This is a genomic window from Endozoicomonas sp. GU-1, assembly GCF_027366395.1.
Classification (GTDB): Bacteria; Pseudomonadota; Gammaproteobacteria; order Pseudomonadales; family Endozoicomonadaceae; genus Endozoicomonas.
This window is the reverse complement of the sequence record NZ_CP114771.1, coordinates 3,844,267-3,860,203: the sequence shown is the minus strand read 5'-3', so window position 1 is coordinate 3,860,203 and position 15,937 is coordinate 3,844,267. Positions and strand designations below refer to the sequence as shown.

Genomic DNA, 15,937 nt, shown 5'->3' with positions numbered 1-15,937 from the left:
TTATTACTTGGTATGATACTTTATTACTCAGTATGATACTTTATTACTTGCCCACAACATTACTGCCACCAAATACCCGAATTATTCAACCGTCACACTTTTGGCCAGGTTGCGCGGCTGATCAACATCGGTACCCTTGATAATCGCCACATAATAAGAGAGCAGCTGCAGGGGAATGGTGTAAAGAATCGGGGCAACCACTTCCGGCACCTCGTCCACGGGCAGAACCCGGACACCTTCGGTCTCGGTCAGGTTGGCCTGTTTATCCGCAAAGACAAACAGCTGCCCGCCTCTTGCCCGCACCTCTTCCATATTGGATTTCAGTTTTTCCAGCAGGTCGTTGTTCGGTGCCACCACAATTACCGGCATATCGTTATCGATCAGGGCCAGTGGGCCATGCTTCAGTTCACCGGCGGCGTAGGCTTCGGCATGGATATAGGAAATCTCTTTTAGCTTCAGAGCCCCTTCCATGGCGATGGGGTACTGGGTACCACGGCCCAGGAACAGACTGTGATGTTTATCGGCAAAGGCTTCCGCCATGGCTTCAATGTCATCACTCAGGGCCAGGGTACTCTTCAGGATGTGTGGCAGATTCCGTAACGCTGAAACAACATTGGATTCCTGTTCCGGAGTCATTCCCGTATGTCGGCCAATGGCCGTCACCAGCATCAGCAGTGCCGTTAACTGGGTGGTAAATGCCTTGGTGGATGCCACACCAATTTCTGCACCGGCCCGGGTCATCATGGCGATATCCGATTCCCGCACCATGGACGAGCCCGGCACATTACAAATGCTCAGTGAAGCCATATAGCCCAGTTCTTTTGCCAGTTTCAATGCCGCCAGCGTATCGGCGGTCTCACCGGACTGGGAGATGGTGACAAACAGGCAATCCTCCGGCACAAAGAATTTCCGGTAACGGAACTCAGAGGCAATCTCAACACGGCAGGGAATACCCGCCAGCTCTTCAAACCAGTAGCGAGCCACCATACCGGCATGGTAACTGGTACCGCAGGCAACGATTTGCACGGCACGGGTTTTATTGAGGATCTCCTGACCTTCTTTGCCCAGGATATCGAGATTCAGCTGATGCTCGCCCAGTCGACCTTCCAGGGTATTGGCGATGGCTTCCGGCTGCTCATAGATCTCTTTCAGCATGTAGTGGCGATAAGGGCCTTTATCACCAGCATCATGTTCTATGTCGCTGTCCCGGGCATCTCGCTCAACAGGGTTGCCAGCAGCATCCAGAATCGTCACCCCGTTGCGGGTCACTTCCGCTACATCGCCTTCTTCCAGGAACATGAATCGGCGGGTCACCGGGAACAGTGCCAGCTGGTCGGATGCGATAAAGTGTTCGCCAATACCGACCCCAATCACCAGTGGGCTGCCGGAACGGGCAACCACAAGACGTTCATTGTCGTTGCAGTCCATCACCACCATGCCATAGGCACCTTCCAGCCTGGCTACCGCTTTCTGCACGGCGTCGAGCAGGGAGTCGCTGCCCTTGAGTTCCAGGCTGACCAGATGGGCAATAACTTCCGTATCGGTATCCGAGGTAAAGACATAGCCTTCGCCCTGCAGAAACGCTCTTAATGTTTCATGGTTTTCAATAATGCCATTATGGACAACGGCAATATGATCTTCTGATACATGAGGATGGGCGTTACGCTCACTGGGTGCCCCATGGGTGGCCCAGCGGGTATGGGCAATACCGGTGCCGCCCCGAAGCGGGTTCAGAGAAACCGCTTCGGCCAGCTCAGATACCTTGCCGGTACGCCTTTCTCTGTGAAGTTTGCCATTGTCGTTAATAATAGCGACACCTGCTGAGTCATAGCCCCGGTATTCCAGACGACGAAGCCCTTCCAGCAGAATATCTGCGACATCTCTTTGCGCTACAGCACCAACAATCCCACACATAGTTGTCGATCCCCTGGGTAATCATAAACGTTGCAAAAATCATCGGGGAGTGGATGACCTGAGAGTCATCTCCCCCCTTCCTGTAAATCTCAGTCTTTCTTTACCGGGCGCTGCCAGCCTTCGATATTGCGCTGCTTGCCACGTGCCACGGCCAACTGATCATCGGGAATATCTTTGGTAATGGTGGAACCAGCACCGGTGGTTGCACCACGCCCAATGGTCACAGGAGCCACCAGCGAACTGTTGCTGCCGATAAAAGCGCCATCGCCAATCACCGTCCTGAATTTATTGACACCATCGTAATTGCAGGTAATAGTGCCAGCACCAACATTCACCTCATCGCCAACTTCAGCGTCGCCCACATAGCTGAGGTGATTGACCTTGCTGCCTTTACCAATCACGGTTTTCTTGATTTCCACAAAGTTGCCAACCCGGGCTTTTTCCTTAAGTTCGGTGCCTGGCCTCAATCGGGCAAACGGACCAACCTCACACCCGGCAGCGACAACCGCATCTTCAAGAATGGAGTGTGCCTTGATAATGGCACCTTCCCCGATAACAGAGTTGCGAATCACACAACCGGGTTCGATATAAACGTTATCTGCCAGCTCAACCTTGCCTTCGAGAACCACATTGATGTCCAGGGTAATGTCATGGCCAGTCTTGACGTCGCCACGAATATCCAGACGATGTGGGTCAATGATCGTGACACCATTCACCATCAGGTTATTGGCCAGCTGATGTTGCCGAGCGCGTTCCAGCTCCATCAGCTGGACACGGCTGTTCACACCTTCCACTTCAATTGGGAGCTGCGGCTGGACATGAATGACCGGGGTATCTTCGGTCACGGCCATCGAGACAATATCGGTGAGATAGAACTCATGCTGGGCATTTTCATTCTTCAGACCATTGACCCAACCACTGACCTTATTGCCGGGAATGGCCATGATGCCCGTATTCACTTCATTAATGGCCAGCTGCTCCGGGCTGGCGTCCTTATCCTCAACAATGGCCTGAATGTTGCCAAAGCCATCGCGGATAATCCGGCCATAACCGGAAGGGTTGGCCAGGTTGATGGTCAGCAGGCCGAGGCGCTCACCGTTACTGGCCGCCAGCAGTGACTGCAGGGAAGAGGAGTGAATCAGGGGAACGTCGCCATAGAGCACCAGCACCACATCGGCACCTTTGCAGCCCGGCAGTGCCTGCTGCACAGCATGGCCGGTACCCAACTGCTCTTCCTGAACCACCCAGTTCAGATCGTAGTGGCCCAGTGCCTGTTTTACCTGCTCTGCGCCGTGACCAATCACCACGTGAATCTTGCCATCACCGACTTTTCTCTGCGTGTGCAGGGCACTGAGGATCACATGCTCCAGCATGGGCTTGCCAGCGATACGATGCAGCACCTTTGGCAGTTTGGATTTCATACGGCTGCCCTGCCCGGCAGCAAGAATAACGATATCAGCTCTCATGGTAGCCTCGGTCGACAAAGTGCCCCAACGGGAGCATCTGCTTTATAACTGTTTCGTCTGGTAACGTAAAAACAGAAGCACTTTCAGGTATTAAGCCTGATAAATCGGAGTGCTCTTTGGGAGAAAGGTACCAGAACAGAAATTATGTTTTTCTGAAATGTCAGGAATATTGAACGGTTGGAGTCATTGGAATGACTGTCACAGTTATCCAACCACTGACTCCTGAATGCTCGAAAATCTACTTCACATCAGTAGGTTAATCACAGTGCGTAAAAAGACAACCCTTTATGTCATAAAATAATTGACAACAGTGCAAGCAACAGCAGTACCGACAGCACGGTTTACCCGGTGTTTGACCCGGGTGTTCCGGCAACAGGATTCATACTTTGCCTGACCACTTTTTCCAGCCGGTCAAGCTCATGCACAATCACTGGTTGTCTTTTATAATAAGTCCTGCATTCAGCAATTCTGCACAGGGGATTGACGCCTGAGAACTCTTCATCAATGGTATGCTCACCGGTCTGATCACTGATCAGGCGACCATAGTCAAACTTTAATTGCTTCACCAGATCCCTGACCTCTCGGGTGGTAAAATTCTCCGGCTTCAGACGGGCAATGGCCGCAGAAAAACCTTCCGCTTCCCGGTAGATAACAGAAACCGGCAAATGGTCAGATAACCCGCTTTCCAGATCATCAGCAACATCCAGCCCCAGTTGCCGTATTTCGGTATGGGATGCCCATTTTTTTTCAATGTCTCTGTAGACCAGCTGGCGGTCATAAATACAGTGCCTTGCCACCTGGGGATGTGCTTTCCAGCGCTTGCTGCCCCACGGGTAACGCACTTTGTTTCCGGCTCCGAGATACCATGACCCATCCGGCTCCCGACGATTTGCCGTCTTGATGGCTGCCTGGTCGCTATTGACAAAAAATGACTCGCTGCGCTCAACCAGCCGGGTATCATTTCCTTCATCATGGGTCTCGTAGTAACTGTCAGTAAATTTTTCCCCCAGTGCTTTCCTGCCCTGTTGATACTGTTCGTTTTTAATGCCCCCCCCCCCCCTGCTCATCTGACCGGGCAATGTTCAGGTCTCCCATCAGGAAGATGCCATGATGGTGTCTGTTATTCTGCCTGTCGTTCTTGCTATCCGCCTCAACCCACCGTCTGATCTGCTTCAACTCACCAACGCGGATCGCATCATAGGTTTGACCGTCCTTAGCCTGAAGGTGGGTATTGTAAACCACGGCCGTTTTATCGTTACCGAGATCCAGTACGATGCGCAGCAGCCCTTTATTGGCCAGCAGGTCTTCTGCGGCCAGATCAGAGAACGGCCGGAATGACACCTCCTGAACGGGATATTTGCTGGCAATCGCCAGGCCACTGTTCAACCCGGTTTCCCGGGGGGCGACACTGTGCACAATATGATGGTAGTGGCCACTGAGCTCCTGACAGAGTCGCTTCGCCGCCTGCTGGTCAAACACTTCCTGGAAGCAGACAACATCAGGGATAACGTCAGGATTGCGGGTTAATGCTGCGGCAATCTCCCCACTGCGCAGCTGTGATGAGCGCAGGTCGTTGAGATTACGGATAAACGACGGCATCAGGCCGGTGTTGTAGGTCATTAAATGCAGGCCCCGCTCAGGATAATAGACGGCGGGTGGCACATAAGACTGAATCAGGGAAATGTCCTTCCTGAACAGGTTGCCAATCATGCGCAGGGAGAACCCCAGGATTCCCAATGCCAATGAAGGCACCAGAAATAAGGTGACGGCAGTCACCCGGGCTACTTTCCTGGCCCACAATGATAGATTTTGCGTCTGTTTTTCACCCTCGGAAGACGGGCTGCTTTTGCCGGGTTGGTCATGGGCAAACAGCCTGGTTGCCGAATCGGCGACCAGAGAAACCGGTCGGGACAGAAACCGGCCAAGGTAATGGCAACCACGGCCAAAGCGGTTGTGAGAATAAACATAGTGATTATCTCTGGAAACATAATCGGTCTGAGCTTGCGCTGGCCGGACTTCAGGCATGAAATCTCCACGGGTTTGTCTGCTGCTTATATCAGCCATCGACAATTACGCTCACCACTTAAAAGACTGCCGCACCGTTTTGCCTCCAAACTGCCTGCACCATCGAAAAAATACGATTCCCGGATATTTTTTCAGCAAGAAACAGTAAGAGGGCTATTCTTGCCCAAGGTCAAAAACCTTTGGCGCGCCGGGCTGGTTGCCAATCCTCCTGCCCTTGGTGAAAATGCGGGTTTTCTGACAGGCACTGTTTATGACTCCGACCACATTAACCCGATACCCGCGCTATGAATCTTGATACTCTGGAAAATCTTGGTCTTAGCCAACGGGAAGTCAGTACTTATCTGGCCCTTTTAAAACTTGGCTCAGCATCCATCCGGGATATTGCTGCGCAAACCGGCATCAATCGAGGCACCACCTACGAAACCCTGAAAGACCTCGCTGGCAAAGGTGTTGTCAGTTACTTCCCGAAAGGTAAGCGTCGCATCTTCTCGGCTGAACCTCCGGAAAAGCTGCTGGAGCTGGCGGAGGAAAAACGACAGTCTCTGGACACTACCATTGAAGAGATGAAGCTCAGGCTGATCCCGCAGCTGAATCATCTCAAGCCGGATTTCAGTGCAGGGAATGTCCGCTTCTACGAAGGAGACAGTGGCATTGAGTTTGTACTCAAAGACATTCTCAATACGGTAGCCCGGCAACAAGACCGGGAATACAGTGTCTTTTCCTCCAAATTGATTCGCCAGCACCTGTACCGCCCGTTTCCCAACTACACACAGCAGCGTATCCGCAAGAATATCAAGGTGCGGGTGATTGCCATTGGTGAAGGCGGGGAGGATGCCGGGCTGTCTGAGCGCAAGTGGATTGACGCCAAAGGGCGCATGGATGCCAGCTATATTGCGATATATCCACCAAAAGTTGCGATGATTTCCCTGGGTTCCAGAAATTACCCGGTCGCTGTCGTGCTGGACTCACCGGAAATTGCCGCCGCTCAGCAAATTATCTTCGAGACACTGTGGAGTACGCTTTAATTGGCCACTCTGGATTGATCGGGCAGCTGGCAAGAATTCATCAAAATCTTTTCTATACTTGTCACACATTGGGCCTGTGTTACTAGTACATGGTTTCAATGAGTTTGAGGTGTACAATCTCCGTTCACCCTGAGCGGAGTCGAAGGGTGCTTGGCACGATCTATCAGAGTCCTGAGTTTCCGCCTTTAGGCCCTATGGGTCCTTCGACAGGCTCAGGACGAACGGAGTGCGGTGGCACGGCAACCCGTCAAACTCGTTGAAACCATGTACCATGAGGTTTCACAGGCTCCCCTCTTCAATGTCACTGCTCACTGTTGAGTCTGAAACGGAGTCTGATTGTGAAAAGCTACTGCCTGAAATTATGGTGGCTAATCTGTGTCGCCGCTCTTGTTCCCCTGCTTACTCCCACCGCCCTGGCCACAGACCATAACGATGGAACGCCCCTCAGTAATGACTTCAAGTGGATGAATCTGAACCTGATGTATGCCTACAAAGAGCTACCTCGAAGAGAAGATGAAGCCAATGATGGGCATGACTATCTGGAGTTGGAGTTTGGTGGGCGTTCCGGCATTCTTGATCTGTATGGGTATGTGGATGTGTTTAACCTGACCAATCGGGATAACAGTGATAAGAAAGACAAACCCAAAATGTTCATGAAGTTTGCCCCACGGTTATCACTGGCAGGGTTATTTAATAACTTGCCCTGGGGGCCGGTGACAGATATTTACCTGGCTACCCTGTTTAACTGGGGTGGTGGGGGGTGGCGCTAACTTCGACCCTGACAGTGAAAGAAACATTCCGGGAGAAGATGCTAACAGCTCATTCTGGGGTATTGGCTCCGACCTACAGGTTCCCTGGTTTGGCAAGATGGGGCTCAACCTGTATGGATTTTATGATCTCAATCGAAAAGAGTGGAATGGCTACCAGGTTTCCACTAGCTGGTTTACGCCATTTTATACCTTTCAGAATGGCTCATTTATCAGTTACCAGGGATACCTTGATTATCAGTTTGGAGGTAAACAGAACAAGACTCTCTATCCCAACAGTAAAAATCCTGACAAGGATCATGCAACCAGCGGTGGGGCAATGTTCAATGGTCTTTACTGGCACTATGACAAGTTTGCACTGGGTTATGGTTTAAAACTGTATTCAAATGTTTACCTGATAAAAGATGGAGGTAACGCATTTGGAGCCAAAACCAAAGCAAGCGGCACCAGCCATTTCTTTGCGATCAGCTATAAATTTTAATAACCATTGCTGATAATTCTGTTCCTTTCATTTTACCCGGCAAGGATGCCAGCCTTGTAGAATCCCTATTCAAATCGATAATTCATTGCTTACAGAATACTTGCAGGATAATTAACTCATAAAGACACAAGTACCAGGGAACAGATGTTATATTGGAGATAACTCTTCCCGGAAGTCATCTTTATGCAGTCAAAACCGGCGTGTACAGCAGTTACGCAGCATAAATCCTGGCCGAAACTGATCATCAATGCCTTATTAGCTTCTGTGCTTGTTGCATTGGCTTATTTCTGGGTCCCACAGGAAAACCAGAAACCCGGTTACATTTATGATAAGACTTACAAGCTGACCATTCTTAACACCAGTGAGCTTTCCCACGAATATGACAATGGAAAGTCAAACAGCGGTGATCAACTGATTCAACGCCAAGAGCTGATCAATAAAATACGCAAAGAAGTAGAAGCCGATGGCGGGAAATTATTGTTACTCTCCGGAGGAGAACTCAGCACCAATGATGACATCCTGAACCTGAAACAGCTGAACCAGCTGGGCTATAACGCCATGGCGGTGAGCCCATTATTATTTGATGAGCCGCTGAACAATATCCGTAATCAGGAAGCCGCTGCTGACTTTCCTTTTTTGTCCGCCAACCTTTATGAATCTGAAACAGGCCGCCCCGTGTTTGATGCCTATGCCCTGTTTGACTTCGATGGTCTGCGCATTGCCGTTATGGGGATTACCAGGCCGGGCGCTGTTAATGATGTCATTTCAGAGTACCGCCGGGGTATTGAACTGATTGATCCGGCACTGGCAACGTCGGAGCTGATACCCTATCTGAGAAGACAGGCAGACATCGTTATCGTTGCCACTCATGCCATCCATTACCCAAAACTGATCAAATCTGGCAGTAAGCCAGTGTTTCCGGTAGCCAAAATGGAAGGCATTGACCTGCTGGTAGGTAATAGTGCCCTACCCCACCATGAGTCTTACCATAGGAATGAAACCGGTACACCTTTAAATGCATCTGAATGCTGCTCAGCCATTAAAAGAATTGATCTGGAATTTCGTAATGGGGAGTTAAAGAAAATAAACTCGTTAAAAATCAATCTTATTAGCCAATTAGAATCCGGACCTGGCTATTGAGTACACCATTTAATTCAGGCATGGTTATTAATGAGACTATAGTAATAAAATATTTTTTACATCCGCTGAATCAAACACCATTATCTTATTCTATCGGTTAATTTCTCTCAGCTTTTGATAAAGCATCTATACTTGCTCTACTCAATCACAATCATTGATTAAGCAGGTATCTATTTTGACCCGTTTAAAACCCTATTTATTATCTTATGCTGTTGCTCTTTTCAGTGTGCCTGTTATAGCCAGTGACAGTTATGATTCATTTATCAGTGATGCCAAAATCGATGGCAAAGTACAGAGTTTATTTTTCGATGATGAGAATACCACTGACAATATAAACAAAGGTGCATGGACAGGTGCTGTATGGCTTAATGCAGAGACCGGCTACCTTGCTGACGTTGTCAGTGTTGGAGGCTCGGCCTACCGGGTTGCCAAACTGGATATGAAGCATGGTAACGCCACCTCCAGCAACCTGCTGAATGCTGATAACGAAGGCTTTGGTAAAATCGGTCAGATATGGGTGGATTTCAAACTGCCTGACAGCTACGAAGGCCTGTCTGCCGATGTCAAAATTGGTCGTCAGCTACTTGAAACCGGTCTGGTCACTATCTCAGGCTCCCGTTCAGTTCCCAGTGCCTGGCAGGGAGTGGATGCCAGTGTTGCAATGGACGGTTTCAAAGGCAAGATTGCCTGGTTAAATGAAGTTTCCGGAAGAACTCAGTCAGGCTTTCACCCTATTGTGAATGAAGACGGTGATAAAATTGACTGGGTAATGGGCATGCAGCTGGGCTACACCTTTGAATTAGCCAACCAGAACAGCCTTGAACTCCAATATCGTAATGGTCTTGCAGATAACTATTTAACGGCTCATAACGGTAATGTCTGGTTAAAAATGCCCCTTTATGATGGTTCAGAGCTGACTCTTGGAGGGATGTACTTCTATGCCAAACAGGATGGAGACCTCTGGGGAGCAAGTGAGCGGGATGGCTCATTTGAAAACAAGGCGGAATTAGGAAATCTGAATGCAACCCTGAACAGCGGTCCATGGACATTTAATGCAGCCTTTAATTATACAAAGGCCAACACAGCATCTAACTCTAATGGTTATCACACTATAGGCCATTACAACTATAACTTTGGTGATAACACCCACGGTGTCTGGGATGTCCCCACTTCCGCCAACATATCCGACTTTAATTTCAATAAAGAGAAAGCCTGGCTGATTGGGGCTGAATATGATTTCAGTGATATTGGGCTTGAAGGTTTATCACTGAGTTACAACTTCGTCTATGGATCAGGAATGAAGGCAAAAGAACTGAATGGTACTGCACATGACGTTGCCGAGCACGAGCATGACCTGACCATGAAATACAATTTTTCCCAGTGGGGAATGAAAGACCTGCAATTCAAACTTGAATATGGCTATTACAGGAATGATGAGGCATTCCGTAAGGCTACAGGTCAGAATGAATCAGAAAAACTGCGAGCCTGGTTAAGCTACAACTTTACTATCTGATCAGTTATGTCCATCTGATTCGTTTTATCAGGCAGCTCTAGCTCTGTAGAGCTGCTTTTTTATCTACTGATTTAATTCAATATTTTGGGTTTTCAGATACTCTTTTGATAGCTGACAGGCACTATAATCAGCGATAATTATCGTTATTTTTTTGTCTTAAATCGGTAGCCTGCCGGAGTTATCAATGAAAATTGCGCAGTTTGGGGTTGTAGTAATGTCTGTACTTCTAACCGCCTGTAGTACCCTGCCTGAAGGTCGATGGCAGGAAGTCAGCCCTACCCCCATTACCCTGGATATCAAAGATGATCGCATTGCTGCCCATGCCGGGTGCAACCGTCTGATGGGTTCGGTCAAAATGCATGGTGATCGGCTGGTCGTAGAGCAGCTCGCCAGCACACTGATGATGTGTCATGGTGAAGAAGCCGAAAAGGAAGAAGCTTTAAAACAGCTATTGGGTGAGAAACCCAGGGTTCATATGTCCGGTGATCAACTGATACTCAGTACCAATACTTCCAGCTATGTCTTCAACAAGCAGCCCAACATGGAAGATGGCGTGACCCGCTTTATTTATGTTGCCCCGGAAAAAACACCCTGTACTGGCGTAGCCCCAATGGAGTGTTTGCAGATTCGTGAGTCTAAAGAGGATCCCTGGACCCTGTTTTACGGTGATATCGAAGGTTTTGAGTTTACGCCCGGGATTGCCTATCGCCTGCGTATCAAAGAATTTGATATTCCAAACCCGCCAGCTGACGCCTCCAGCAAACGATGGATATTGGACCTGGTTGTAGAGCAAGAGTGGTTTGACAATCAGTAATCCCTCATGTCCATGCAGAGCATGGGAACGAAGGGATAAGGCACAGCCCCTGAATAAAGACTGAAGCAACCACCCTTTCACTCCGCTCAAGGTGAGCGGAGGTTGACCTATCAAACGCATTGAAATTACAGCAGGGACTTCAGCGCAACTTCAATCATCTCATTGAACGTTAACTGACGATCTTCCGGTGGCAGTGCTTCTCCGGTACGGATATGGTCACTGACAGTACAGATGGCCAAACCCTGTGCGCCAAACTCAGCACAAACGCCGTACAGGCCAGCCGCTTCCATCTCGACACCCAGTACACCGTATTTCTCCATGGTATCAAACAGGGTTGCATCCGGGTTGTAGAACAGATCCGCAGAGAACAGGTTGCCCACTTTCACTGGCAGGTTCATGGCACGGGCAGCATTCACGGCATTTTCCAGCAGCCCATAATTGGCAATTGCCGAAAAGTCGTGGTCCCGAAAACGCATGCGATTCACTTTGGAATCCGTACAGGCCCCCATACCGATCACAATGTCGCGAACCTGAACGTCCCTGGAAATAGCCCCACAGGAACCGACGCGGATCAGACTCTTAACACCGAACTCGGTAATCAGCTCCTTGTAGTAAATAGACGCCGAAGGAATGCCCATACCAGACCCCATAACAGACACCCGGACACCCTGGTAGGTGCCGGTAAAGCCCAGCATGTTACGCACATCCGTTACCTGTTCGGCACCTTCCAGGAACGTTTCGGCGATATGTTTGGCCCGCAAAGGATCCCCTGGCATCAGGCAGACATCAGCAAAGGCACCGGGCTTGGCATTAATATGAGGTGTCACGGTTAAATCCTCGTTCTCGATAAAACACGACGATCAAAGTGCATCAGGAATGGTTTCCTTGACGCGGATAAGGAATTGTCCCGAACTAATTTCGACATTTTGAACTCGATCTCCGTTCATCCTGAGCTTGTCGAAGGATGCTTGGCACGATCTATCAGAGTCCGGAGTTTCCGCCTTTCGACAGGCTCAGGACGAACGGAGTGCGGAGGCACGACACCCCGTCAAGCTCATTGAAACCATGTACTAGCAATGGCCAAACTTAGCCCTGCCTGAAGATCTCAGGCAAAAACGATGTGCCGTAGTCCATAGGCTCAAGCTCAAAATAGCTGGCCAGTGTCTGACCAATATCGGCAAAGGTTTCCCGCTGACCCAAGGCACATGGCATCAACTTTTTACTGAATGCCAGAACAGGAATGTGTTCACGGGTATGATCCGTTCCGGGCCAGGTTGGGTCACAACCATGGTCTGCCGCGATAATCAGAAGATCATCGTCGTTCATATAATAAAACAGGTCCGGCAGCATGGCATCCAGCTGCTCCAGTGCACCGGCGTAACCGGCTACATCTCGGCGGTGCCCGAACGAGGAGTCAAAATCCACAAAATTGGTGAAGATAATGGTGCGATCACCCGCTTCAATCAATGCTTCACGGGTTGCTTCAAACAGGGCTGGAATACCCGTTGCCTTGACCTTTCTGGTAATCCCCTGATTGGCAAAATATCGGCAATCTTGCCAATACTGACCACTTCGCCGCCACTGGCTACCAGCTTATCCAGTACCGTGGGTGCCGGGGGCAATACAGAAAAGTCCCGACGGTTGCCGGTGCGCTGAAAGTCCCCTGCATCATCACCAATGAATGGTCGGGCAATCACACGTCCGATGTTGTATGGTTCAAGAATCTCACGGGCAATCTTGCAGACGTCAAGCAGACGATCAAGGCCGAATGTTGCTTCATGGCAGGCAATCTGAAAGACGCTATCGGCCGATGTATAGACAATCGGCTTGCCGGTTTTCATGTGTTCTTCACCCAGCGCTTCCAGAATGCTGGTACCCGAGGCATGACAGTTACCCAAAACCCCCGGAAGTTCGGCTTTGTCGATCAACTCATCCAGCAGTTCCTGCGGGAAACTGTTTTTCTCATCGCGAAAATAGCCCCAGTCAAACAGCACCGGAACACCTGCCATTTCCCAATGGCCGCTGGGTGTGTCCTTGCCACTGGAGAGTTCTTTGGCATAGCCATAAGCACCGATAATCGGCATATCATTGACCATCCCCTTGGGGAACTCACCACAGGCGTCCCTTGCCGCATGAACCAGGCCAAGACTGGACAGCTCCGGAAGGGTTAACGGGCCTTGTCGACCAATATCTGCCTCGCCATCGGCACAAGCCCGGGCAATATGTCCAATTGTATTGGAGCCAACATCGCCAAATTTATCAGCGTCTTCCGTAGCTCCAATACCGAATGAATCCATAACAAGGATAATTGCACGTTTCATTCGCTACTCCTGACCTGCAATGGTTATGACCGCTATTTGTTGATAAAAATGCACCTTCCGGCTTGTTTCCAAACCCGTGACCAGGAGCCTGACCGAGAATAGACTGCCCTACTGCGGTGGCAGCAAATTGGTCTAAAAAGTCGGAAATTTTTAGCAAATAGAACCACTATTCACTAAAAATTTCCGACTTTTTATCCTCAATTTTCTGCCATCCTCGCTACGGGCGCTATTCTCGGTCAGCCTCCTAGAAGGTGCATTGTCAGCTTAAAGCTGTTGGTAAACCAGAGAATGGGTTGGCGGCACCTGTTCAGTAAAACTGAGTGCACCGCGAAGCATATCTGCCGCCTGGTTCCATGACGTTTCTGAACTGGCATGAAGCATGGCAATGGGCTGTGAAGGATCAATCCTGTCACCCAGTCGGCAAATTTCCGTAAAGCCTACTCCATAATCAATGGTATCAGAAGCAACTTTTCGACCTCCACCCAACTGCACCACGGCCATGCCCACTTCCCGGGTATTCATGGCGGCAAGATAACCCTCGGCTTCCATATACACGGGCTTAACGATGGCCGCAGTGGGCAGGTAATGGTTGTACCGTTCAACAAAGTCCGACGGACCACCAAGACCGTGCACCATTCTGCCGAAGACATTAGCCGCCTGACCATTGTCCAGTACTGACTGCAGCTTTTCCCTGGCTTGCTCAATTCCGGCAGCAAGCCCACCGGATACCAGCAGCTCTGCGGATTGCGCCATGGTAATTTCCAGCAGACGGTCATTGCGATATTCACCCGTAAGGAACTGCACGGCTTCACGCACCTCAACCGCATTGCCGGCAGAAGAGGCAAGGCACTGGTTCATATCCGTCAGCAATGCCGTTGTTTTCACCCCGGCCCCATTGGCTACCTGAACGATACTCTGCGCCAGCTCCACCGACTGCTCGAAAGTTGGCATAAAGGCACCGCTGCCCACCTTGACATCCATTACCAGGGCATCCAGCCCTTCTGCCAGTTTTTTCGACAAAATAGAGGCGGTAATCATGGCAATGGATTCAACCGTTGCCGTCACATCACGAACACCATAAATCCGTTTGTCCGCAGGAGCCAACTCGCCAGTCTGGCCGACAATCGCAACACCGGTCTCCCTGACCACTTTCCTAAACAGCAATTCTGAGACGCTGGTCGTATAGCCGGGAATACTGTCCAGTTTGTCCAGCGTGCCCCCGGTATGCCCAAGACCACGGCCTGAAATCATCGGCACAAAACCACCACAGGCGGCTATCATGGGGCCAAGCATCAGGCTGACCACATCGCCAACACCGCCGGTGGAATGTTTATCCAGTATGGGGCCCGGGAGATTATCTGACGACCAGTCCATCACCTCGCCGGAATCACGCATGGCACAGGTCAGGGCAATTCGCTCATCAATATTCATCCCCTGAAAGTACACGGCCATGGCGAGCGCGCCGATCTGGCCCTCCGACACCGAGTTATCCGTGACACCGGCAATGAAACTGCGAATCTCCTGCTCGCTGAGAGCCTCACCTTCCCGCTTACGTCGAATAACTTCCTGTGGCAGAAACATATCAATACCCTTCTTTGCTGGCTTCACCCTGTTTCAGGCCCAGGGCAATCAGCAGATTTCCCAGCAGACTGCTGGCTCCAAACCGATAGTGACGTGAGTTTACCCAGCCATCGCCCATAATTTCATCCGCCATGTCCAGGTGTAGTGCCGCATCTTCTGCGGTTCTGATACCTCCGGCAGGCTTGAAACCAACCTGTGTGTTGCCACTGTCGCGGATGGCTTCCAGCATGATCCGTGCAGATTCTGGTGTCGCATTGACCGGCACCTTGCCAGTCGAGGTTTTAATAAAATCAGCACCGGCTGCAATGGCGATATCGCTGGCCTTACGAATCAGGTCAGGATCCTTTAGCTCACCGGTTTCAATAATCACTTTCAGCAGGACTTGTTTCTGGCCACTGTCGTCAACACCGCAAACATCTTTGCAGCGGCGAACCAGCTCGGCACCAACTTCTTCGTTGCCCGCCATCAGCGCCCGGTATGGGAATACCACGTCAACCTCATCAGCACCATAGGCAATCGCAGCCCTGGTTTCTGCGACAGCGATTTCAATATCATCATCACCGGCAGGAAAGTTGGTGACCGTGGCAATAGCAACGTCGTTCAGGCCGAGGGCGTTCAGTGTTTTACGGGCAAGAGGGATGAAACGGGGGTAGATACAGACAGCCGCCGTGTTTCCGGCTTCGGTATGGGCCTGATGGCACAGAGCAATGATTTTCTCCGGGGTATCATCGTCATTCAGGGAAGTAAGATCCATCAATTGCACAGCCTGACGGCTACGGGCATTAAGATCAGTCATGGGGCAACCCCTCTGGATAAATGGACATTGACGGGTAGTTGAGAGTAGCAATGAACGGGAAGCCTCACTTCCATTCATTCGCCAGTGGAGCCTG

The 15,937-nt window shown here is 50.3% G+C and carries 13 protein-coding genes and 1 pseudogene; 6 read left to right on the top strand and 8 right to left on the bottom strand.

What is annotated here, in order from left to right; all coding sequences use genetic code 11:
• Nucleotides 1-81: 81 nt before the first annotated feature.
• From glmS to O3276_RS16165, 4 genes are all read right to left on the bottom strand, one after another.
• Nucleotides 82-1,914: a glutamine--fructose-6-phosphate transaminase (isomerizing) gene (gene glmS, locus O3276_RS16180; protein WP_269672253.1), complete on the bottom strand. Its 1,833-nt coding sequence runs from the start codon at nt 1,912-1,914 to the stop codon at nt 82-84.
• Nucleotides 1,915-2,003: 89 nt separating this feature from the next.
• Nucleotides 2,004-3,380, bottom strand: coding sequence for a bifunctional UDP-N-acetylglucosamine diphosphorylase/glucosamine-1-phosphate N-acetyltransferase GlmU (glmU, locus tag O3276_RS16175; protein ID WP_269672252.1), 1,377 nt, complete (start codon nt 3,378-3,380; stop codon nt 2,004-2,006).
• 341 nt (nt 3,381-3,721) lie between these two features.
• Nucleotides 3,722-4,459 (bottom strand): hypothetical protein, encoded by a 738-nt coding sequence (locus O3276_RS16170; RefSeq protein ID WP_269672251.1) that lies wholly within the window; start codon nt 4,457-4,459, stop codon nt 3,722-3,724.
• Complete coding sequence (locus O3276_RS16165) at nt 4,422-5,444, bottom strand: endonuclease/exonuclease/phosphatase family protein (RefSeq protein ID WP_269672250.1); 1,023 nt, start codon at nt 5,442-5,444, stop codon at nt 4,422-4,424. The genes O3276_RS16170 and O3276_RS16165 overlap by 38 nt, the downstream gene beginning before the upstream one ends.
• 245 nt (nt 5,445-5,689) lie before the next feature.
• On the opposite strand from O3276_RS16165, the gene O3276_RS16160 reads away from it, so the two are divergent.
• From O3276_RS16160 to O3276_RS16135, 6 genes are all read left to right on the top strand, one after another.
• Complete coding sequence (locus O3276_RS16160) at nt 5,690-6,430, top strand: TrmB family transcriptional regulator (protein WP_209278052.1); 741 nt, start codon at nt 5,690-5,692, stop codon at nt 6,428-6,430.
• A 338-nt stretch (nt 6,431-6,768) separates the two neighbouring features.
• Entirely contained in the window at nt 6,769-7,200 is a 432-nt protein-coding gene (locus O3276_RS16155) for an outer membrane protein OmpK (RefSeq protein WP_269672249.1), read from the top strand.
• Nucleotides 7,181-7,678, top strand: a complete 498-nt coding sequence (locus O3276_RS16150) for an outer membrane protein OmpK (RefSeq protein ID WP_269672248.1) — start codon at nt 7,181-7,183, stop codon at nt 7,676-7,678. The genes O3276_RS16155 and O3276_RS16150 overlap by 20 nt, the downstream gene beginning before the upstream one ends.
• A gap of 183 nt (nt 7,679-7,861) precedes the next feature.
• Nucleotides 7,862-8,818 (top strand): bifunctional UDP-sugar hydrolase/5'-nucleotidase, encoded by a 957-nt coding sequence (locus O3276_RS16145; RefSeq protein WP_269672247.1) that lies wholly within the window; start codon nt 7,862-7,864, stop codon nt 8,816-8,818.
• A 175-nt stretch (nt 8,819-8,993) separates the two neighbouring features.
• Nucleotides 8,994-10,331, top strand: a complete 1,338-nt coding sequence (locus O3276_RS16140) for an OprD family outer membrane porin (protein ID WP_269672246.1) — start codon at nt 8,994-8,996, stop codon at nt 10,329-10,331.
• 214 nt (nt 10,332-10,545) lie between these two features.
• Nucleotides 10,546-11,145, top strand: a complete 600-nt coding sequence (locus O3276_RS16135) for an META and DUF4377 domain-containing protein (RefSeq protein WP_269672245.1) — start codon at nt 10,546-10,548, stop codon at nt 11,143-11,145.
• A gap of 125 nt (nt 11,146-11,270) precedes the next feature.
• Here O3276_RS16135 and deoD read toward each other — a convergent pair whose 3' ends face one another.
• The 4 genes and pseudogenes from deoD to deoC all read right to left on the bottom strand — a co-directional run bounded on the left by deoD (nt 11,271) and on the right by deoC (nt 15,843).
• Nucleotides 11,271-11,972: a purine-nucleoside phosphorylase gene (gene deoD / locus O3276_RS16130; RefSeq protein ID WP_269672244.1), complete on the bottom strand. Its 702-nt coding sequence runs from the start codon at nt 11,970-11,972 to the stop codon at nt 11,271-11,273.
• Nucleotides 11,973-12,231: 259 nt separating this feature from the next.
• Nucleotides 12,232-13,466: pseudogene (locus O3276_RS16125) on the bottom strand (phosphopentomutase).
• A gap of 264 nt (nt 13,467-13,730) precedes the next feature.
• Nucleotides 13,731-15,047 carry a thymidine phosphorylase gene (gene deoA, locus O3276_RS16120; protein ID WP_269676003.1) on the bottom strand — a complete coding sequence of 439 codons (1,317 nt, stop codon included), beginning with the start codon at nt 15,045-15,047 and terminating at the stop codon, nt 13,731-13,733.
• A 1-nt stretch (nt 15,048) separates the two neighbouring features.
• A complete protein-coding gene (gene deoC / locus O3276_RS16115; RefSeq protein ID WP_269672243.1) occupies nt 15,049-15,843 on the bottom strand; it encodes a deoxyribose-phosphate aldolase in 795 nt (264 codons plus the stop codon).
• Between the last annotated feature and the right edge of the window lie 94 nt (nt 15,844-15,937).